This window comes from Myxococcus xanthus (assembly GCF_013116825.1).
Lineage (GTDB): Bacteria > Myxococcota > Myxococcia > Myxococcales > Myxococcaceae > Myxococcus > Myxococcus xanthus_B.
In genome coordinates this window covers 151,118-171,842 of sequence record NZ_JABFNS010000001.1, presented here as the reverse complement: position 1 = coordinate 171,842, position 20,725 = coordinate 151,118, and the positions used below count along the sequence as shown (strand labels likewise).

Sequence of the window (20,725 nt, the reverse complement as noted above, 5' to 3'; positions counted from 1 at the left end):
AGCGCCACGGCCATGGCCCCCCAGGCCCCTGATGGGGCAACGGAAGTGCCACCTTCGGGGCGACATTTCCCACGGTCAGCCGGGTCGTCACACGCCTCCGGCGGCCAGGCAGGCAAACGCCCCAGTGGGTGTTGCTGACACAGACACGCATGCCGACCCTCCCCTGGGCGAAGCGGGGGGACTGCATGCATCCAGCGTGGCGATGGGGCCGGACCGTCGTGAGTGCGGCGGTTCTGGGTGGGGCGGGGTTGTGGCTGGGCTGTGGCGGGAACAGCACGAGCGAGCGTCCCGGCGAGGAGCGCTGTGCGGAGGACCCCACGGGGGACTGCGTCGCGCCTCCCGAAGAAGCACCTGGTCCGGAGCTACCTCCGGAAGAGAGGCCACCCGGCGTGCCCCCGCCACCGCCGCGTCCGCCGCCGCCGCCACTGGGGCCGGGCAGCACGCTGTGGATGCAGCGCGAGGGCACGCCCCAGGACGACCTGGCGCTGGGCGCGGCGGTGGATGCCAGCGGCGACCTCCTCACGTTGTCGCTGCATGACATCGATGACCTGGACAGCCTTCAGCCCACGGATAACCGGGCGAAGCTGGTGCTGACACGGCGCGCGCCCACGGGCGAGCCGCGCTGGCAGAAGGCCTTCAACGTGAGGGCCCCGGAGGTGCCGCTGGAGATGCGCGCGTTCGTCCAGGGCCGCATCGCCGCGGACCCGGCGGGCGGCATCGTCATCGCCGGCACCACGGAGGGCGTCCTGGACCTCCTCAGTCACAAGCTGGGGGATGGCACCTTCGTGGTCCGGATGGACGCGGACGGCAACGTCCTGTGGACGAACACGCCCGCGGGCACCGGCCTCGCGGTGGCGGACCTGGCGGTGGACACCCAGGGACGGACGCTGGTGGCCTTCAACACGCCGGGCAGCACGGACTTCGGCAACGGCGTCACCGGCGCTGGCGCGGTGGTGGTGACATACGCCCACGGCGGGCTGGCCGAGTCCGCCGTGTCCGTGGGCCAGCCCCAGGGGGGCGGGCGCGTGGCGCTCACGACGCTGGCGGTGGATGGCGCCGGGCGCATGGCGGTGGGCGGCCAGTACGAGGGCACGGTGCGCTTCGGCAGTCAGCAGGTGAGCGCCGCCGAAAGCGGAAGTCCCTTCGTCGCGCTCTACCAGCAGGGCTCGCTGACGTGGACCAAGGCCATGAGCCAGGCACGTGGCACCATGCGCGACGTGGCGATCGACAGCGAGGGCACCGTGGTGGCCGCGGGCCCATTCCTGGGCACCGTGCGCTGGGGTGACATGCAGGTGCCGGGGCATGCGTTCCGGGACACCCCCTTCGTCGTCTCCGCCAAGGCGGAAGGCCAGGAGACCTGGGCCAAGGGACTGGGGGACGGGCTCCAGGTGGACGCGGTCGCGCTGGCGCCCTCCGGAGAGCTGATGGTGGCGGGCTTCACCTACAACCGCATCGAGAACGGCGCTGCGGGCAAGGACGGCATGGGCTCGGCGCAGCCCGTGGCCCTGCGCTACGACGCGGCGGGCACGTCGCTTCTCACGACGATGTTCCTGTCGGAGTCGCCCCGGCCGAGAGGCGAGCTGTATGGCATGGAAGCCATTTCCTCCATGGGCGTGCTGCCCGACGGGGATGTCTTCCTCTTCGGCCACACGGACCGCGAGACGGACTTCGGCACCGGACGCCAGAGCTTCGCGCGCAGCGATGTCTTCCTGCTGCGGCTGAAGCGCTGAGCGGCGCCTGAAAACGCTTCAGGGCCATGGGAGTCCAGCCCCCATGGCCCTGAAGTGATTGTCCGCGGAACGCCTCAGCGGCGCGTCGTGCGCCGGGCCGGCGACTTCCGGGCGCCGCCACGCGTGGTGGTCCGCTTCGTCGCGGCGCCGCGCGTCCCCGACTTGCGGGCGGTCCGCCCCGCCGTCCCCGTCTTCCGCGGGGTGGCCTTGCGCGCGCCGCGGCCGGTGGCACGCGTGGCGGACTTGCGCGTGGCGGACTTGCGGGTGGCCGTCTTCCCCCGCGCCGCCGTCTTCTTCGCGCGCGGAGTCCCCCGCTTGGTGGTGGCCTTGCGCGCGGACTTCCGCGTGCTGCCCGTCCGTGAAGCGCTCTTGCGCTTCGTGGCGGTGCGGCGCCGCGGCGTGGGCGCAAGGCCCGCCTCCGCCGGGGAGGGAGAGACATCGTCGGTCAGCTGCGGATTGACGGACTCGTTCGTCATTCAGTCGGCTCCGGTTGGGGAAGACTGCAGGCGATGCATGGACAGGGTACGCCCATGCACGCCAGGGCGTGTGCGGTGAAGGCACGCAGTTGAACGACAGCGGACGAATGACGTGCACCGCGCGCGGGCGTCATGCCCCGGAGGGCATGTCCCGCGACGAGTCCTCGTCAGCCCGCGCCCTTGAGGAAGGCCGCGAGCTTCTCGTACGCGTCCGCGAGCGGCGGGATGGGCGCGCTCTCGTTGGCCTGATGCGCCTGGGCCGTCTCACCGGGCCCGAAGTTGATGGCATCCACGCCCCACTCGCCGAAGCGCGCGACGTCCGTCCAGGCCTGCTTGGAGGCCGCGGGCAGGCCGGTGAGGGCCATCAGCTTCTGGAACAGCGGGTTGCCCGCCACCACCGGGCCGCTGGGCGACGCATCGGTGAACTCCACCTCGGCCCGCCCGGCGACGAGCGCGTGCACGTCCGCCTTCGCCTGTTCGATGCTCTTGCCCGGCGCGAAGCGGTAGTTGAGGTTCAGCTCGAAGGACTCGGGGATGACGTTGCGCGCGCGGCCCCCCTTGGCGAGCGTGGCGTTGATGACCTCGTAGAACGGGAAGCCGGCGACGTTGACCTCCACGCGCTGACGCCCGAGCAACTCCGCGAGGAACGGCCCCGCCTTGTGGATGGCGTTCTCCCCCTGCCACGGCCGAGCGGAGTGCGCGCTGCGCCCGGTGAAGCGCACGGTGACCTGCATGGAGCCGACGCAGCCCACCTGCACCACGCTGTCGGTGGGCTCCATGGCGATGCCGAACCGCACCTTCGCCAGGTCCGGCCGCTTCTCGTACAGCGGGATGAGGCCGCTTTCGGCGTAGGCGCCCTCTTCGCGCTCGTAGAAGAGGAAGGCCAGATTCACGGGCAGCGTGTCGCGGCGCAAATCCTCCGCGAGCGCCATCATCACCGCCAAGCCGCCCTTCATGTCCGAGGCGCCCAGCCCGAAGACGCGCTCGCCCTCGATGCGCGCCTCGCGGCCCGCGTCGCTGGGGTGCGCGGGAACCGTGTCCAGGTGCCCGATGAGGGCCACCGTGGGGCGCGCATCCTCCAGCTTGCCGAGCAGCAGCGTGTGGCCGACCCGGAACACCTCTTCCCGCGGGAAGTGCTGGAGCGCCCAGCGCTCCACATGGTCGGCGATGGGCCCTTCCTGGGTGATGGGACTGGGGATGCGGCACAGGTCGAGCGTGATGCGAGCCAGCCGCGTGGCGAGGTCGATGGAAGCCATACGCCTTCCACCATAGCGCCGGGCGTCAGCCGTCCGCGAACGCTTCCTCGAAGCGCGTCACGCCCTCCAGGACGGAGGCATACAGACACGCCGGCCCTTCCGTCAGCGCCGTGAAGCCATGTGCGCTGCCGTCCGTCTTCTCCAGCTCCTCGCCGGGCAAGACCTCGTGCCCTTCATCCTCGCGGAAGCCGCCCTCCAGCACCAGGCTCCACTCGCGGCCGTGGTGCGTGTGCCGGGGGTAGCGCCCCCCCGGGTGGAGCCGGAGGATGGCGGCCATCGTCCCTGCGCGCGCGGGGCCCGGCTCCACCGGCATCAGCTCCGAGCCCTCCACCGGTCCGGGCATCCACGCCGCCGGGTCGCCCACGGCGTCCAGCAGCGCCAGCGCCCGCTCGCGCGACAGGTCGAAGAAGGCCGCCACCCGGTCCGCGAAGCGGGCGAGCCGCCCCGGCCCCTCCATCTGGTCCATCAACCGCGCCAGCACCGCGGGCGGCGGCACCACCAGCGACGCCAGCGCCGCGTGGGTGGACACCAGCCGGTCCGCCACCTCGCGGCACCTCGCGCACTCCGCGAGGTGCTGCTCGACGGACGCCCGGACTGGGGCCTCCAGCATCCCCAGTGCCCATTCGGGCAGGATGTCGTCCAGATGGTGCGCCATCGTCACGTTCCGTGCCGCCACACGCCTTCTACGGCGCGCGCGGGCTGCTGGATTTCAAGCCTTTACACCGCCACCGCGAAGTCGCGCAGCGCCGCATTGAGGCTGGTCTTCTGGTCCGTGGACTTCGTCCGCTGACCGATGATGAGCGCGCACGGCACCATGTACTTGCCGGCCGGGAACTGCTTCTCCCGCATGCCGGGAATCACCACGCTGCGCGCGGGGACGCGGCCCTTGAAGACACGCTCCTCGGGGCCGGTGACGTCGATGATTTGAGTGGACGCGGTGAGCACCACGTTGGCGCCCAGCACCGCCTCCTCCTCCACCACGACGCCCTCCACGACGATGGAGCGGCTGCCCAGGAAGGCACCGTCCTCGATGATGACGGGCGACGCGGAGGGCGGCTCCAGCACCCCGCCCAGCCCCACGCCGCCGGACAGGTGGACGTGCTTGCCCACCTGGGCGCAGCTGCCCACCGTGGCCCACGTGTCCACCATGGTGCCCGCGCCCACGCGCGCGCCGATGTTCACATAGCCCGGCATCACCACCGCGCCCTTCTCCACGAAGGCGCCGTAGCGCACCGTGCCCGGAGGCACCACGCGCACGCCCGCCGCCTCCAAGCCCTTCTTCAGCGGCACCTTGTCGTAGAACTCGAAGGGGCCCACCTCCATCACCTTCATCTCCGACACCGCGAAGAAGAGGAGGATGGCCTCCTTCACCCAGGCGTTCACCTTCCAGCCGTCCACGCCCTTCTCCGCCACGCGGAGCTCACCCGAGTCCAGCCGCGCCAGCGTCTCGCGCACGGCGGCCACGTGGGCCGCGTCCTTCAACAACGTCCGATCCGCGAACGCGGCGGACACCCTCTGGGACAGCTCTTCGATAGGGGCCATGGCGCCTCCTTGAAGCACAAAACCCCGCGCGGCGCCGCACCTGGTTGAAGGGCTCAGGCGGGAGTGGACGCCTCGTCCAGCTCGGCCAGCGGCAGGGTCTGCGTGGGAATCTCCGCGTGTGCGCCCTTGTCGGCCGCCACCACCCGGCCCGGCATCTGCCCCGCCAGGAACACCGAGCCCCGGGAGACATGCCGCACGCGGGCCAGCGGGAACTCCGTCCACTGCCGGCTGAAGGGCCAGCGCCGCGCATAGAGGTGCTCGCGGCCAATGAGGGCCACGTAGCCCAGCATCGCCCCGCTTTCGTCCCGAACCCGCAGTCCACTGGTGAGGGAGCGCCGCTCGTAGGGCGACGCGACTGTCGGCCACGCCATGCGTGTCACCTCCTGTGCCCTAAAGCTGGGTGCCCCTCGCCATGTCCGGGAGCGGTCCACCGGGGCCTGATTGCCGCCCGGCTGCCTGGCCGCCTGCCCCGCGCGGCACTCGGCTCTTCCTGCCTCTCCTGGGTTGGTGACTGGACGCTTGCACATCCACGGCGAGGGACGCGGAACGTGAGCGAGCCGCGCGTGGCGCCGTTCACGTTCTTGTGAGGGGCATGTCAGTGAAAACCGTCCAAGGGGATGATGAGCGAGTCCTCCCCGTGGCATCCATCCACAATGGGCGCGTCCCTGCCTTTGACGCCATAGGAGGCCGATACGTTCATCAACGGCGGACGGCCCTCCTTGAGCTCATGCCGAGCGCAGCAGACCTGCAGCCACGCGGCGCCGAGCCTCCAGTCATGGCAGCGCTGATGCAGCCCGCCATACCGCAGCGGGATATGCGGTTTCAGACTGCGTGGCGCGCCGAAATCCTGCTCCAGGTACCGGCGCACGCTCTCCAGCGCCTCCGGACAACTCCCCTGCCGGAACGTGGCAATCGCGTCGACGCGCTGAAGCGCACCTTCGCTCGTGAACGAGGATATGAGATGCCCCTGGTATGCCCCCAGGGACACCTTGTTCCCGAGCTTCTCGACCTCGGCGCGAGTCATTGCGGGATGCAGCCGCGCAAAGACAGACTTCTCAGCCGCCGCCAGGGACGTGACCCCAAGAAGAGCAGCAACGCCCAGGACCCTCATGGCACAGCGCCGTGCAGACATTCCCACTACCGCCCCAGCACCTTCGCCACCGCGTCCACCACCTCGTGGTCCGTGGGGAATGCGAGCGAAGCCTTCCGGATGACGACCTTGCCACCCACGGCGACCTCGTAGCTGCCCGAAGGGCCCGGCAACAGCTCCGCCTCTACATCCAGCTCATCCTTCAATGCGGCCGCCGCACGGGCGGCCCGAGGCCTGTAGCCTCAAGCGGTACAGTAGGTAATCGTCACCTTCGGGTCGGCCATGGCCATCCTCGTCACGTGAGCAGGGCACACGGCATGCGCGCCCCAGGCGCCAGATTTAGTGCGCGCCGCCACCACACGCCACCCCGCCTGCTCACTCGCCCCTTCCTACCAGGGGTTCTCCGCACACCCGGTAACGGACGAAGGGGCCATTCCGCCCTCGCACCGACACGGTTACGTTCCGCCGCGCCATGACGGATTTTCGAGCGCGAATCGCCGCCGCCTACGATGCTGACGCCTTTCGCCGTGAATCCCACCGGCTGATGGACACGCTCTCCGACTACCTCGCGCGCACCACCCGCGCCGAAGGTCCCGTGCTCCCCTGGGCCGCCCCCGCGGTGAACGTGGACCGCTTCGCCGCGGCCTTCCCCGAAGCGCCCACCGGCGACTTCGCGGACCTCATCACCCGCGTGCTCTCCGGCTCCAACCACCTGCACCACCCACGCTACGTGGGTCACCAGGTGACGGCCCCCGTGCCGCTGGCCGCCCTGTGCGACGCGGTGTCCTCCCTGCTCAACAACGGCATGGCCGTGTACGAGATGGGCCCCGTCTCCACCGCCATGGAGCGCAACGTCCTGCGCTGGATGGCCGCGCGGCTCGGCCTGCCCGAAACAACCGACGGCGTCCTCACCTCCGGCGGCTCCCTGGGCAACCTCACCGCCCTGCTCGCCGCGCGGCAGGCCAAGGCCGGCTACGACGCGTGGAACGGCGGCGCCCACGCCGGCCCGCCCCTCACCGTGCTGGCCGCCCAGACGACGCACTACAGCCTCGCCCGCGCCACCCGCATCATGGGCTTTGGCGAGGGCGGCGTGACGCCCGTCCCCGTGGACGAACACTTCCGCCTGCGCCCCGAGGCACTCGACGCCGCGCTCGAGTCCGCCACCCGCGCTGGGCGCAAGCCCATCGCCGTGGTGGCCAGCGCCGGCTCCACCGCCACCGGCGCCTTCGACCCACTGGAACCCGTGGCCGACTTCTGCGAGCGCCACGGCCTCTGGTTCCACGTCGACGGCGCGCACGGCGCCTCCGCCGTCCTCAGCCCCGCCCACCGGCACCTGGTGCGCGGCATCGACCGGGCGGACTCCGTGGTGTGGGACGCCCACAAGGGGCTGCTGATGCCCGCGCTGGTGACGGCCGTCCTCTTCCGTGACGGCGCCCGCTCCTTCGAGTCCTTCTCCCAGGAGGCCAGCTACATCTTCCACGGCGACGCGGAGCGCCCCTGGAGCGACGTGGCCCTGCGCACCCTGGAGTGCACCAAGGAGATGATGGCCCTCAAGGTGTACGCCTGCCTCGCCGTGCTGGGCACCCGGCTCTTCTCCGACGCGGTGACGGAGTCCTACGAGCAGACCCGCCGCTTCGCCCAGCGCCTCTCCGCCGCCAGCGACTTCGAGGTCGCCGTGCCGCCCGAGTGCAACATCCTCTGCTTCCGCCACACGCCCGCGCACGTCCCCGCCGAGCAGTGGGACACCCTCCAGACGAAGCTGCGCGAGCGACTGGTGACTCGCGGAGATTTCTACCTGGTGCAGACAAAGCTGCCCCGTGGCGTCTATCTCCGTGTCACCCTCATCAACCCGCTCACCACCGACGCGGACCTGGATGCCCTCATGGACGCGCTCCGGGCCGCGGCGCTCCGCTGAACGCCGCGCTCCACCCGGCCCGCACCTTCCGCGCCAGAAGGTCGCCCCGTGACGCAAAATGCGGTACAGCCGCAAAACGCCATGCTCGTCTCACTCGTCATCCCCGTCTACAACGAGATTCCCACCCTCGCCGAACTGCTGCGCCGCTGCGTCGCCGTCGACTTCCCGAAGGAGCTCGTCCTCATCGACGACTGCTCCAAGGACGGCAGCCGCGAATTCCTGCGCCAGCTTCAGGAGCAGGGAGTGGGTCTGTTGGGCGGTACACCGCGCAACCGCAACGAGGTGCGCGTCCTCTTCCAGGAGAAGAACCAGGGGAAGGGCGCGGCGCTGCGGCGAGGCTTCACCGAAGCCACGGGTGACATCATCATCGTCCAGGACGCGGACCTGGAATACGACCCGCGCGACATCCCCAACGTCATCCAGCCCATCATCGACGGGGTCGCGGACGTCGTCTTCGGCAGCCGATTCACCGGCACGCCCCGGCGCGTCCTCTATTACTGGCACACCGTGCTGAACAACGTGCTCACCACGCTGTCCAACATGACCAGCGGACTGAACCTCACCGACATGGAGACCTGCTACAAGGCCTTCCGCGCCGAGGTGCTGCGCTCCGTGAAGGTGGAGGAGGACCGCTTCGGCTTCGAGCCGGAAATCACCGCCAAGGTGGCCCGTGGCCGCTGGCGCGTCTTCGAGGTGCCCATCAGCTACCACGGGCGCACCTACGAAGAGGGCAAGAAGATTGGCTGGAAGGACGGCGTCCGCGCCCTCTACGCCATCGCCAAGTACAGCGTGAAGCGGTAGGCCCCGGGGGCGGAACGAACGCCGCCCCCAGGCCCGTGTCCCTTAAACCTGGGCGCCCGTCGGCTCCGGCGCCGAGGCGGGCGTCGGCGCACCGGTGAGCAGGCTCTTGGCCGCCTCCACCGCGTCCTGCGTGCCCGTCAGCGCCAGCACGTCACCCGGCTGCAGCACCTCCTGCGCGGACGGCACGGACACGCTCGAGTCGCCGCGCCGGATGGCCAGCACCGTGGCCCCCGTGAGGCCGCGGAGGTTCACCTCGGCCAGCGTCTTCCCCGCCGCGGGACTGGAGGCCTCCAGCCGCACGGGCACGGGCTCGCCCAGGCCCGGGAGCACCTTGGAGACGTGGTCCAGCGCGAGCTCATCCGCGCCCGGCTCTCGCGAGTGGGACTGCGCCGCCAGCGCCTCCACGATGACCTGCGCGCCCGCGCGGACGTGGCCGTGCAGGTTGGTGGCGCCTCGCCAGAACGTCACGCCCAGCGCGCCAATCAGGGCCAGCACCACGAGGGGGCCCATGGCACCCCGCACGAAGGGCTGGGTAATCGCCACCACGGGCACGCTCACCAGCAGGATGATGCCCAATTGCAGCGTCACCAGCAGTACGCGCCGGGGCGCCGCCGCCAGGTCCACCCGCCCGTCCTTCCGCCCGGGCAGCGCCGCCTCCGCCAGCTCCTCGCCCAACCGGCGCGCCACCTGCACCACGCCCACCAGGAACGGGATGGAGAGCAGCACCGCGCCGCCCAGGATGATGTAGCGGGACAGGTTCTCATCGATGCCCAGCCGCTGCTCGATGAGGGAGCCCAGCTTGCCCGCCGTCAACGAGGTGCCAATCACCAGGACAATCAGCAGCACGGCGTCCAGCACCATCAACCGCGCCAGCCGCCGCACCGAGGCCCCGAACGTCTGGCGCCGGGGCGCGTCGCGCAGCCGCTCGACCCAGGTGCCGTACAACGTCACGAACGTCTGCAGCGGCTTGGGCAGCTTGCGGTCCACATAGCTGGCCACCGGCCCCGACACGCGAATCAACAGGGGCGTCGTGAGCGTCGTCACCGCGGAGACGGCCACCGCCACCGGGTAGATGAAGTTGCCCGTGGCCTTCAGCGACAGGCCCAGGCCCGCGATGATGAAGGAGAACTCGCCAATCTGCGCCAGGCTCAGGCCCGCCTGCACGGAGGTCCGGGTGCTATGCCCCGTGAGGAACGCGCCCAGCGTCACGCTGAAGAGCTTGCCCACGATGACCACGACGGTGAGCACCAGGATGGCGGCCCAGTGCTCCGCGATGAGCGCCGGGTTGATGAGCATGCCCACGGACACGAAGAAGATGGCCGCGAAGATGTCCTTCACCGGCTGCACCAGGTGCTCCACCACCTTCTCCTCGCCGGACTCCGCCACCAGCGAGCCCGCCAGGAAGGCCCCCAGCGCCACCGAATACCCGAAAGCCTGCGCCAGCAGCGCCACCGCGAAGCAGATGCCCACGCTGGCCACCAGGGTCGTCTCCGGCTTGTTGAGCTTCACCACGTAGCGCACCGCGCGGGGGATGATGAACAACCCCACCGCCACCAGCCCGACGAGGAACGCCACCAGGCGGCCCGTCGTCAGCGACAGCTCCCCCACGGACAGGCCGGTGCCAGAGGAGATGGCCGTCAGCGTCGCCATCAGGAGGACGGCGATGAGGTCCTCGACGATGAGGACGCCCACCACCAGCTCCCGCAGCCGGCCCCGGATGTTCTGCTCGTCGAAGGCCTTGGCGATGATGGTGGTGCTGGACACGGAGATGAGCGCGCCCGTGAAGAGGCTCTCCAGGGTGGTCCACCCGAAGGCGCGCCCCACCACGAAGCCCAGCCAAATCATGATGCTGCACTGGATGACGGCGGTGACACCCGCCGTGGGGCCCACGGCGAACAGCTTGCGGAGGCTGAACTCCAACCCCAGCGAGAACATCAGGAGGATGACGCCCAGCTCCGAGAGCGTCGTCACCACCTCCGGGTTGGCGACGAGCGGAATCGGCAGGTACGGGCCAACGACGAGGCCGGCCAGGATGTAGCCCAGCACCACGGGCTGGCGAAGCTTCTGGAAGAGGACCGTCGTCACTGCCGCGACGCACAGGACGACGGCAATGGCTTGGAGGACCTCGTGGGCTCCATGCATCGGTACACCTCGAAAAAAACAACCTAGCGGAAGATTGAGGTTCAACCCGGCCCGGCGGAGTGCGTCGGACCGCGCATCATGCGGGAGGAAACAAAGAAGGCAGGCGCGTTACCCGCCGGCCCGACTCCGAGCGCAGTCTTCAGCCGTGCCCGGGAGGGCCGCGCAACGACTGGGTGACGAGCGTCGGCCGGTCACCGGCGTTGCCGCCTCGCACCATCAGGGCCGCGGAGCGCAGCAGCCGGACGGTGTCGGTGGCAACGGCCTGCCGCCGTTCTCGGGCCTGACGGTGGGCTTCATGGAAGCCCGGCTGGAAGGACTCTCGCTCCCGGCCCAGGGCCGGTTTCGTCTTCACCCCGGCCGGGGCGTTCATCACCGCGGCCCAGGTGTCGCTCCCCACCCCGGCCAGGTGCCCACAGCGCAACTGGCGGGTGCGCTTGCCCACGAAGGCCACGCCGCCCCGGTCCACCCGCGCGCCGTTTCTCTCGGAGGGCCCGTACACGGCGTGGACCTCGGCGGCCACCACCTGTTCCAGCGCGTTGCTCCCCGGCACGGACGCAAGCGCCGTCCCCAGGGCAATGGCCAGCAGCATCCCGCGCGCGCGTCGCCCGGGTGGGGATAGCGGGGCTGTCGGGCCGGCGGGGCACATCCGCTCCTCCTGTATTACGCGGGTGCCACCCAGTAAAGCGCTCCCCCGCAGCGGGAAAACGCCAATTCAGCGCTCGGCCGCCAGGTTTCTGCCGCGCCGACGAAACTCTTCCACCTCATTTCCTGAGAATCCCCGCAGCCCTCACAGATTACCCGCTCTTTCCAAAGGGCAGGAGTCGTCCGTGCCTGCTTTCAAGACTCGACACTGCCGAGGGCTTCGGCGGGCCCGCCACAAGGCCCCAGCCGGCACCACACCCTGAAGCGCGCACGCGCCGCGTCCCGCCCCCGCGAGACGACCCACGGCCGTGACAGCCTGGAGAAGGAAGCCCCCATGGGAATCGGAAAACTGATTGGCGGAGCGGCGGACGCGGCGAAGCGGGCCGCCGAGGCCGCGGCGAAGCGTGCGGCGGAGGCGGCCCGGCGCGCGGCGGAGGCGGCGGCACGCAAGGCCGCGGAGGCCGCGGAGCAGGCGGCGGCCAAGGCGCAGGAGGCCAAGGAGAAGATCTCCAACGTGGCCCAGGAGCGGACCCGGGACGTCTTCGAGGGCGCCAAGGACAAGGCCGGTGACGCCGTGGGCGGCGTGGCCAACGCCACCAGGAACGTCGTGGGCGGCGTGGCCAACGCGACGCAGAACGTCGTCGAGGGCGCCAAGGACAAGGCCGGCGACGCCGTGGGCGGCGTGGCCAACGCCACCAAGAACGTCGTGGGCGGCGTGGCCAACGCGACGCAGAACGTCGTCGAGGGAACCAAGGACCGCGTGCAGGACGCGGCGGGCAACGTGCGCAACGCCGCCGGTGACGTGTTCGAGGCGGGCCGCACCGCGACCCAGCGCACGCTGAGCGCCACGGGCACCGCGGCCGCCGTCACCGCGAATGGCCTGGGCAATGTCCTCAAGGATGCGGCGGAGCGGGCGGGCCCGGTGCTCGACAAGGCGACCGACATCGCCGCGGACGGCCTGGACGTGGCGGGCCGGGCCATCCAGGACGCGCCCACGCTCAACCCCCTGCAGGGCATCACCAACGACATCATCGGCGGGGCGCTCCAGGGCACCGCGGACGTGGTGCGCGACCCGGTGGACACCGCCCGGGCCATTGGCGACGCGGTCAACCTCAACCGGCAGGTGGACCAGCTCAAGCCGGGTGAGAGCACCTCCATCAGCCTCTACGCCGAGGCCAACGGCGCCACGCTGGCCGGCAAGGTGAAGGGCACCCTGGGCGTCAGCCGCAGTGAGGAAGAGGGCGGCGGCTACACGGTGTCCGTCACGGGCGAGGTGGGCGCGGGCGTCGCGGCCAAGCTGGGCGCCAAGGGCGCGGCGGACGTGGGCGCGGAGGCCTTCGGCACCGCCGGGGCCACGGTGGAGTTCAAGTTCGACACGGCCGAGGAGGCCAAGAACGCCACCCGCATCATCGCGGCCTCCACCGCCACCGCGGGCGCCACCGCGAGCAACCCCGTGCTGGGCGCCGGCGTGAATCACGTCCTTGGGGATCCGCTGTCGGACCTGGCGGGCCTGACGAAGAACATGAGCGCCGTGGAGTTCAAGCTGGGCGCCGAGGCCAGCGTCAACGCCGAGCTGGGCATGAAGGGCCTGCCGGAGGCCATCAGCGCGGGCGCCGGCGCGAGTGCCGGAATCAACCAGAGCACCACGGCCCGCATCGAGATGGAGGGCGGCAAGCCCCAGAAGCTGACCCTCAAGCAGAGCCTCGAAATCAACGGCGACGCCAGCGCGTCCGCGGGCGTGGGCATCCCCACCGGTGGAGGGGACTCCGTGTCGCTGCCCACCAACGCGTCCGCGGGGGTGTCCGGCTCGCTCGGGGTGGAGCTGGAGCAGAGCGTGGAGCTGCCCGAGGGCTTCAACCCGACCGACTTCATCAAGGACCCGAAGGGCACCGCTCGCGAGATTGGCGCCAGCGTGCGTGACACCCATGAGGCCAAGCTGACGCTGACCGACTCGCGTCAGGCCAACGCGTCCGCGCTGGGCCTGGGCGGCGCGACGGGCCGCGAGGTGAAGGCGGAAATCAGCGGCAACATCAACGACATCGCCACCAGCGGCGCCTTCGGCAGCATCGCCCGGGGCGACGTGGGCCAGGCGCTGAACCAGCTCAAGGACAAGGTCGAAATCAAGGCCACCGTCCAGGACAAGCACAAGGTCACCGGCGACTTTGGCGTGGGCGTCCACGCGGGCGTGGGCGGCGGCGAGGTGGGCCTGTCCACCGAGCGCACCTACGTGGGCGAGGAGCAGGACCTCAACGCGGCCCAGCTCGCCGAGCTGTACCTCACGCAGCGCTGGTCGGCCGGCATCCCGGGCTGAGCCGGCGCTGTCGGGGGCCCGCCCGCCCTGGGCGGGCTCCTGGGCGTGTGGGCCCGTGTCGTCCGAGTTGGATTCCCTCCGGGGACAGCCACACCGTCCGCCATGGCACAGCCGAGGCAGGCGGCCAGCACCGACCCCAGGGGGCGGGAGTGCCCCTTCTGCGGGGCAGCCTTAGCTTTCCGAGGTGCTTTCAAGATTCCTCGTCTATGGGTGCGTGGGCTGGGTGCTCGAGGTGATGTTCACCGGCACGGGGGCCGCGCTGAAGAAGGACCGGAACGCCACGGCGCGCACCTACCTGTGGATGCACCCCATCTACGGAGGCACGGCGCTGGCGCTGGAAGAGGTCTCCGCCCGGCTCAAACCCGTGCCCCGACCGCTGCGAGCCCTGGTCTACACGGGGCTCATCTTCGGCGCGGAGTACGGCACGGGCTGGTTGCTCAAGCGCCTGCTCGGCCGCTGCCCGTGGGACTACGCGCCGCACAGGTGGAGCGTACACGGCCTCATCCGGTTGGATTACGCCCCGGCCTGGTACCTTACCGCCCTGCTGTTCGAGCCCGTGCGTGACACGCTGCTCCACGTCACCAGCGAGGCCCTGCGCCAGACGCCGGAGTACCGTGACGCGGAGGCCCAGGGGACGCTGCCGCCCACGGCGCTCCCCGAGGAGAAGCCGCTGGAGGCGGGGCTGGTGGCGGCGCGCCTCGAGTCGGCGCAGGCCGAGCCCGCGCCCACCCCCTGAGCGCCGGAAGCGCCGCGCCCGCGTCCGCTGGCCGACTGCCCCCCAGGCGGATGTGAAAGCCACTACCGGCTTTTCTTCCTCCGTGCTGCGTCGCGTAGTACCTTGGCCCGCGCCTGCCCCCGCCATGACGGGGAAATTCCGCCGACCCCCCGAAAGTTCCCGCCCCCGTATGTTTGACTGGCTTCACACTCTCTTCTCGCGTGACCTCGCCATCGACCTCGGCACGGCGAACACGCTCATCTACATCCGCGGCCAGGGCATCGTCTCCAACGAGCCCTCGGTGGTGGCCGTCCAGCAGGACGCGCGCGGGGGCAAGAAGGTCCTCGCGGTGGGCAAGGAAGCCAAGGAAATGCTCGGGCGCACCCCGGGTAACATCGTGGCCATCCGTCCGATGAAGGACGGCGTCATCGCGGACTTCGAAATCACGGCCGCGATGCTGCGCTACTTCATCCAGAGCGCGCACAACCGCAAGACGCTCGTCAATCCGCGCATCATCATCGGCATCCCCTCCGGCATCACCGAGGTGGAGCGCCGCGCGGTGCGCGAGGCGGCGGCCAACGCGGGCGCCCGCGAGGTCTACCTCATCGAGCAGCCCATGGCGGCGGCCATTGGCGCGGGCCTTCCGGTGACGGAGCCCAGCGGCAACATGATAGTGGACATCGGCGGTGGCACGTCCGACGTCGCGGTCATCAGCCTCGCCGGCATCGTGTTCGCCAAGAGCGTGCGCATCGGCGGCGACAAGCTGGACGAGGCCATCATCCAGTACGTCAAGCGCAAGTACAACCTGCTCATCGGTGAGCGCACGGCGGAGCTCATCAAGATGGGCATCGGCACCGCGTACCCGACGGACGAGGTCATGACCATGGAGATCAAGGGTCGCGACCTGGTGGCCGGCGTGCCGCGCACGCTGACGGTGTCCAGCGACGAAGTGCGTGACGCGCTGGCGGAGCCCGTCAACGGCATCGTCGAGGCGGTGAAGCTGACGCTGGAGCGCACCCCGCCCGAGCTCGCCGGCGACATCGCCGACCGCGGCATCGTCCTGGCCGGTGGCGGCGCGCTGCTGAAGAACCTGGACACGCTGCTGCGCGAGGAGACGGGCCTGCCCGTGTTCCTCGCCGAGGACCCGCTCTCCGCCGTCGTGATTGGCGCGGGCAAGGCGCTGGAGTCGCTCGACATCCTCCGGCAGGTCTGCCAGCCGGGCTGAGCCTCCGGGCTTCGGCTCCGCGGCGCCACCTCTCACGAGGCTGGCGCCGTTTCGCTTTTCAGGGCGCTGTTCGCGCGAGTGGTTCAGGACGGCGGTGCTTCGCGTAGAGGCCGTCCCGCCACTCGAGCAGGTCCGGGAAGCGGGAGGCGAGCGCCGCGTCGCTCCACACCGCTCGCGTCCCCGGCCCCAGGGGAAGGTAGCCGTCGTCCACCGCCCTCACGAACTGGAGCATCAGCGCGGCCGTGATGTCCGCGTAGCTGAAGCGCGACAGCAGGTAGTCCCGGCCGCCCAGGGCTTCACGCAGGCGCTCCAGCGTGGGGATGACCTTCTCATGGACGGCGGCGGCGATGTCCACGGGTGTCTGGTGCTTGCGGGCCACGAAGCGCGCGCCCAGCCTCGCGGACGGTGCCAGGACCGACCGGAGCCCCGCGGGCAGGAAGGCGGGAAGGCTCTCCACCTGGGCCTGACGACTCTCCAGCAACGCCGCTACCACCTTGGCGCGCGCCACGGAGAGCACCTGCTCGCTGTCGTCCTCCCAGCGCTGAATCACCGGGAGGTCCGTTGCGGGGAAGAGCGGCTCCCCCTGCCCCAGCTCCTCCGCGCGCCGCGCGATGACGAACGAGCCGGGAAAGGCTTCGCCCTCGTCGATGAGCAATGGCACGGCGGGCCGCACGCCCCGCGGCGTACGCCAGCGCAGCAGCGGCTCGCCGATGAGCGGCAGGTGCTCGCGGTAGCGATAGGCGACGCGGTGGTGGTCCAACGCCCAACGGGTCTTCTCCGTCCAGGGCGAGTAACTGAGTCCATGGAGTGTGCGCATGCCGCCCGGGACAGTACGCCCGGGCGCCTGCGCCACTCCAGGCCCGCTGACGCTTCAAACCCTCGCAGCGCCGCCCGAGCCCGTCGTTATGTCTTCCGCCAACGCATGGCGTGGTCTTTCACCCTCGCACGCGTCTGTCTTTCGTCCTGGAGCACCACCACCGGCCCCCACGGTCGCGTCGGGGCGCACGATTCGCCGTGGGTCCAGGTCAAGCCGTGATGACCAGCTTGCCAAACGGTCCGCGGTCCAGGTGCTCGAGCGCCGAGGGCAGCGCATCGAGCGAATAGACAGTGTCGACCACGGGCTTCAATGCCAGCCGGTCCACCGCGCGCACCAGGTTCTCCAGCCCGCGCCGGTGTCCGACGAAGATGCCCTGGATGACGCCGGAGCTCAGGAACAAGGGCTGCACCGGGAAGCGGCTCTCGAAGCCCTCGAACACGCCGATGAGCGAGACGCGCCCATCCGACGCGAGCGCCTTCACCGACTTGCCCAGGTTCTCCCCACCCACCAACTCCAGGATGTGGTCGGCCCCCGCGCCTCGCGTCAGCTCGAGCACCGCCGTATGCCACTCCGGAGTGTGGCGACGATGGATGCCGTGCGCGGCGCCCAGGGCCTTCACGCGGGCCAGCTTGCCCTCGTCCCCCGAGAGCACGATGACCTCCGCGCCCATGGCGGCGGCAAGCTGCACCGCGAACAGGGACACGCCGCCCGTGCCCTGCGTCACCACCGTGTGCCCCGGACGCAGCCCGCCCAGCTCCACCAGGGACGTCCACGCGGTGAGGCCGGCGCACGGCAACGTGCTCGCCTGCACGTCATCGAGTGTTTCGGGAGACGCCACCAGCCACTGCTCCGGCATGACGACGTACTCGGCCAGCACGCCCGGCGCGCTTCCGCCCAGGCTGCGCACCGTCCCACGCGGCACGGGCCCGTCCACCCAATCCGTCTGGAAGTTGGCGATGACGCGCGCCCCTTCCTTGAAGCGCTGCACGCCCGCGCCCGCCGCGACCACCACGCCCGCCATGTCCGAAGCCGGCGTGAAGGGCTGGTGCGCCGTCAGGGAGCCTCCTCCGTCGAGCATCAGCTTCTCGCGGTAGTTGAGGGAGACCGCCGACACGCGAATCAACACCTCACCAGCACCCGGAGAGGGAATCGCCACCTCCGCCAGTTCCAGGTGCGCCCGTCCCGCCTGCTTCGCCTGCCAACGCTTCATCGTCGCGCCCATCGTCCGCTCCGCGTCCTGCATGAAAGTGATGCGGGAGCTATACGGACGAAGCAGCGTCGCCAGTGGCGACACTTTGTCGAGTCACTGGAGACGTGCAGGCACCAATGGGAGCAGCGTCATGAGGGACCGCCTTGGGGGCGTCTTCGCCTTCGTCCAGGCCGTGGAGGCAGGGAGCTTCGCGCTCGCCGCGGAGCGCATGGGGCTCTCACGCTCGGCCGTGGGGAAGAGCATCGCGCGGCTGGAGGAGCGTCTGGAGACCCGGCTGTTCCAGCGCACCACGCGTCGGCAGAGCCTCACCGAGGACGGCCAGTCCTTCTACGAGCGCTGCGTGCGCGCATTGGCGGAGCTCGAGGCGGCGGAGACGGCGCTGGACTCCGGACGGCGCGCGCCCACGGGCCGCCTGCGCGTCAGCGCGCCCGTGATGTTCGGCCGGCACTGCGCCGCGCCGCTGCTGCGCGAGCTGGTCCTCCAGCATCCGGGACTGGAGCTGGAAATCGCCTTCAGCGACCGGATGGTCGACCTCGTCGAGGAAGGCTACGACCTGGCCCTCCGCGTCGCGCCACTGGCGGACCACGCGGGACTGACGGCGCGCCGGCTGGGCGTCCAGACGATGTCCGTCTGCGCCGCGCCCGGCTACCTGAAGCGCCACGGCCGCCCGAAGACACTGGAAGACCTGGGCGAGCACGATGCGGTCGTCTACGGCCGCAACGGCGTCAACAAGCCCTGGCGATTCCCGGACGGACAGGGCGGCGAGCAGCGCATCGCCGTCCAGGCACGCCTGCGCTTCGACGACGTGGAGACCATCATGGACGCCGCGGTGCAGGGGGCCGGGCTGGCGTGGCTTCCTCGCTGGCTCATCGCCGAGCACCTGAGCAGCGGCAGGCTCGTCGAGGTGCTGGAGACTCAGCGCCCCTATGGCAACGAAATCTACGCGGTGTGGCCTCAGAGCAAACACCTGACCTCGAAGGTGCGCGCGGCCATCGACCTCCTCGTCGCGCGCATTCCCGAGCGACTGGTGGATACCCACTCCCGCTGAGCCGCATGGCGTCCGGAGCACCGAGCCGGACAATCGGTGCCGGAGGAGTAGCCAGGACGCGTCCGGGCAACACCTTATCCGGGAGGCATCACCCACCCGCACGGGTGGAACACACCTAGCCAAGGATACGAGCCATGGAACGAGCGGATGCGGACCGAACCAGAGGAGGGCTCGCCAAGGTGATGGCCGTCCTGGCCATCATCGGCGCCATCAACTGGGGCCTGATTGGCTTCTTCAATTGGAACCTCGTGAACGCGCTTTTCGGCGGCGAGACACGGACGGCGATGAGCGCGCTCAGTCGCCTCATCTACTCCATCGTGGGTCTGTCGGGCGTCGCGCTGGCGCTCACCTTCCCGTGGAAGAAGAGCATTGGAACCACCACGACCACCACGCCGAGAACAGACGTGGGGCTCCACCGCAGAACCGAAGTGCGTCCCTGACGCTGGAGGGCCCGCGGTTCCCACGGCCCCCTGAGTCCACCTCGGGCGATACGTTCGGCGCCCCGCAACGCAGCGGTTCCGCCTCGGCCCACCAGGACAGGGCCGGGGCCTCCGCACGAGGAAGCCGTCACCATCGAAGACCTCGCCGGCAACAGCCGCGAGGACTTCATCGCGGTGGCCTCCGTTGGATACGCCGCCCACTTCAATACGCCGCTCGACGGAGCGCGTGACTCCTGGGGCATCGCGGCGCACCAGGGGACGATCTCCGTCGCGCATGTGGCTGGCATCGACACCATCGGGCGGATTCACGACGGACCGTGGCACACGCTTACCAGCGGGCCCCGCTCCCCCTAATCGCCTGAACAGGCCCCCAAGAGGAGCGCTTGCGACCCGGAGGCATTTGGCGCAGGAAGGTCCCTGCTCGTGATTGTCCGTCCTCGCCTCAGCTCGCTTCGGCTCCTCTTCGTCGTGCGCGGGACCATCCTCCCGCGCGTCCTGCCCCACGTCCTGGGCATCGCGGCGCTCTCCGCGCTCGTCGTCTGGGCGTACCGGCAAGGCTATCTGGCTCTGCAGATCTCCTCACCGGCGCCGCTGTCCCTGCTGGGCATCGCGCTCTCCATCTTCCTCGGCTTCCGGAACAACGCCTGCTACGACCGGTGGTGGGAAGCCCGGAAGCACTGGGGCGCGCTCATCATTGAACTGCGTTCATTCTCCCATGAGGCCATCGCGCTCCTGGGGGACGACGGCAGCGGAGCGCAACAGACGATGCGCAGGCTGGTGAGGCGGAACATCGCCTTCGCCCACGCGATGGCCGCGCACCTGCGCGGGCATGACGCCCGGGAGGACATCAGCCGCCTGCTGCCAGAGCCGGAGGCCTCGCGCGTACTGGCCAGCCAGAACCGCCCCAACGCCCTGCTTCGGGAGCACGACCGGGAGCTGGCCTCGCTCCTCCGGGAGAAGCATCTCACCGACATCACCTGGAGCGAGCTGCGGACGCACGTCCATGGCTTGTTGAACGTGCTCTCCGCGTGTGAGCGCATCCGCTTCACGCCCCTGCCCTTCACGTACACGGTGCTGCTGCACCGCACCGCCTACCTGTTCTGCCTGCTGCTGCCCTTTGGTCTCGCGGAGGCGCTGGGTTGGTTCACGCCCTGGCTCGCGGCGATGATTGCCTACACCTTCTTCGGGCTCGACCGGCTGAGCGACGAACTGGAGGAGCCCTTCGGCACGGAGCCCAACGACCTCTCCTTGCTGGCGATGGCGCGCAGCGTGGAGATGAACCTGATGGAGGCGCTGGGCGAACCGCAGCCCGAGCCGCTGAAGCCACGCGACTTCGTCCTCCCGTGACGGGCCCGCGCCACGCTT

At 70.3% G+C, this 20,725-nt stretch carries 20 protein-coding genes; 9 read left to right on the top strand and 11 right to left on the bottom strand.

From position 1 onward, the window contains the following. Positions 1–218: 218 nt before the first annotated feature. A complete protein-coding gene (locus tag HNV26_RS00800) occupies positions 219–1,730 on the top strand; it encodes a hypothetical protein (protein WP_366816713.1) in 1,512 nt (503 codons plus the stop codon). 74 nt (positions 1,731–1,804) lie between these two features. Here HNV26_RS00800 and HNV26_RS00795 read toward each other — a convergent pair whose 3' ends face one another. The 7 genes from HNV26_RS00795 to HNV26_RS00765 form a co-directional block, all read right to left on the bottom strand. Next, positions 1,805–2,206, bottom strand: a complete 402-nt coding sequence (locus HNV26_RS00795) for a cell envelope biogenesis protein TolA (protein WP_171441128.1) — start codon at positions 2,204–2,206, stop codon at positions 1,805–1,807. A gap of 167 nt (positions 2,207–2,373) precedes the next feature. Then, positions 2,374–3,462: a succinyl-diaminopimelate desuccinylase gene (dapE, locus tag HNV26_RS00790; RefSeq protein WP_171441127.1), complete on the bottom strand. Its 1,089-nt coding sequence runs from the start codon at positions 3,460–3,462 to the stop codon at positions 2,374–2,376. 25 nt (positions 3,463–3,487) lie between these two features. Next, positions 3,488–4,138 (bottom strand): cupin domain-containing protein, encoded by a 651-nt coding sequence (locus tag HNV26_RS00785; RefSeq protein ID WP_366816712.1) that lies wholly within the window; start codon positions 4,136–4,138, stop codon positions 3,488–3,490. 41 nt (positions 4,139–4,179) lie between these two features. Continuing rightward, a complete protein-coding gene (locus HNV26_RS00780; protein ID WP_090487878.1) occupies positions 4,180–5,004 on the bottom strand; it encodes a 2,3,4,5-tetrahydropyridine-2,6-dicarboxylate N-succinyltransferase in 825 nt (274 codons plus the stop codon). Positions 5,005–5,057: 53 nt separating this feature from the next. Beyond that, positions 5,058–5,375, bottom strand: coding sequence for a hypothetical protein (locus HNV26_RS00775; protein WP_216611671.1), 318 nt, complete (start codon positions 5,373–5,375; stop codon positions 5,058–5,060). A gap of 224 nt (positions 5,376–5,599) precedes the next feature. Continuing rightward, a complete protein-coding gene (locus tag HNV26_RS00770; protein WP_171441125.1) occupies positions 5,600–6,115 on the bottom strand; it encodes a hypothetical protein in 516 nt (171 codons plus the stop codon). Between the two features lie 26 nt (positions 6,116–6,141). Further along, complete coding sequence (locus HNV26_RS00765) at positions 6,142–6,378, bottom strand: SelT/SelW/SelH family protein (RefSeq protein ID WP_237078921.1); 237 nt, start codon at positions 6,376–6,378, stop codon at positions 6,142–6,144. Between the two features lie 188 nt (positions 6,379–6,566). Here HNV26_RS00765 and HNV26_RS00760 point away from each other — a divergent pair, with 188 nt between their 5' ends. Continuing rightward, a complete protein-coding gene (locus HNV26_RS00760; RefSeq protein ID WP_171441123.1) occupies positions 6,567–8,009 on the top strand; it encodes a pyridoxal phosphate-dependent decarboxylase family protein in 1,443 nt (480 codons plus the stop codon). Between the two features lie 81 nt (positions 8,010–8,090). Further along, positions 8,091–8,810: a glycosyltransferase family 2 protein gene (locus tag HNV26_RS00755; RefSeq protein ID WP_171441122.1), complete on the top strand. Its 720-nt coding sequence runs from the start codon at positions 8,091–8,093 to the stop codon at positions 8,808–8,810. A gap of 42 nt (positions 8,811–8,852) precedes the next feature. Here the strand turns inward: HNV26_RS00755 and HNV26_RS00750 are convergent, their stop codons facing one another. Continuing rightward, on the bottom strand, positions 8,853–10,952 hold the full coding sequence (locus tag HNV26_RS00750) for a monovalent cation:proton antiporter family protein (RefSeq protein WP_171441121.1): 2,100 nt from the start codon (positions 10,950–10,952) through the stop codon (positions 8,853–8,855). Between the two features lie 139 nt (positions 10,953–11,091). Further along, the gene (locus HNV26_RS00745; RefSeq protein WP_253816032.1) at positions 11,092–11,541 is read right to left on the bottom strand and encodes a hypothetical protein; all 450 of its coding nucleotides are present in this window, start codon (positions 11,539–11,541) and stop codon (positions 11,092–11,094) included. Between the two features lie 387 nt (positions 11,542–11,928). Between HNV26_RS00745 and HNV26_RS00740 the strand changes: the two genes are divergently transcribed. From HNV26_RS00740 to HNV26_RS00730, 3 genes are all read left to right on the top strand, one after another. After that, complete coding sequence (locus HNV26_RS00740) at positions 11,929–13,905, top strand: hypothetical protein (RefSeq protein WP_171441119.1); 1,977 nt, start codon at positions 11,929–11,931, stop codon at positions 13,903–13,905. 184 nt (positions 13,906–14,089) lie between these two features. Beyond that, the gene (locus HNV26_RS00735) at positions 14,090–14,641 is read left to right on the top strand and encodes a putative ABC transporter permease (RefSeq protein ID WP_171441118.1); all 552 of its coding nucleotides are present in this window, start codon (positions 14,090–14,092) and stop codon (positions 14,639–14,641) included. Between the two features lie 169 nt (positions 14,642–14,810). Next, positions 14,811–15,845, top strand: a complete 1,035-nt coding sequence (locus tag HNV26_RS00730; RefSeq protein ID WP_011556714.1) for a rod shape-determining protein — start codon at positions 14,811–14,813, stop codon at positions 15,843–15,845. 58 nt (positions 15,846–15,903) lie between these two features. Here the strand turns inward: HNV26_RS00730 and HNV26_RS00725 are convergent, their stop codons facing one another. Next, on the bottom strand, positions 15,904–16,662 hold the full coding sequence (locus HNV26_RS00725) for a glutathione S-transferase family protein (protein ID WP_171441117.1): 759 nt from the start codon (positions 16,660–16,662) through the stop codon (positions 15,904–15,906). A gap of 208 nt (positions 16,663–16,870) precedes the next feature. Continuing rightward, on the bottom strand, positions 16,871–17,905 hold the full coding sequence (locus HNV26_RS00720) for a zinc-dependent alcohol dehydrogenase family protein (protein ID WP_216611670.1): 1,035 nt from the start codon (positions 17,903–17,905) through the stop codon (positions 16,871–16,873). A 97-nt stretch (positions 17,906–18,002) separates the two neighbouring features. Between HNV26_RS00720 and HNV26_RS00715 the strand changes: the two genes are divergently transcribed. The 3 genes from HNV26_RS00715 (at position 18,003) to HNV26_RS00705 (ending at position 20,707) form a co-directional block, all read left to right on the top strand. Further along, the gene (locus HNV26_RS00715) at positions 18,003–18,920 is read left to right on the top strand and encodes a LysR family transcriptional regulator (RefSeq protein WP_171441116.1); all 918 of its coding nucleotides are present in this window, start codon (positions 18,003–18,005) and stop codon (positions 18,918–18,920) included. Positions 18,921–19,054: 134 nt separating this feature from the next. Then, positions 19,055–19,360, top strand: coding sequence for a DUF378 domain-containing protein (locus tag HNV26_RS00710; RefSeq protein WP_090487855.1), 306 nt, complete (start codon positions 19,055–19,057; stop codon positions 19,358–19,360). A 423-nt stretch (positions 19,361–19,783) separates the two neighbouring features. Next, positions 19,784–20,707 (top strand): bestrophin family protein, encoded by a 924-nt coding sequence (locus HNV26_RS00705; protein ID WP_171441115.1) that lies wholly within the window; start codon positions 19,784–19,786, stop codon positions 20,705–20,707. The last annotated feature ends 18 nt before the right edge of the window (positions 20,708–20,725 follow it).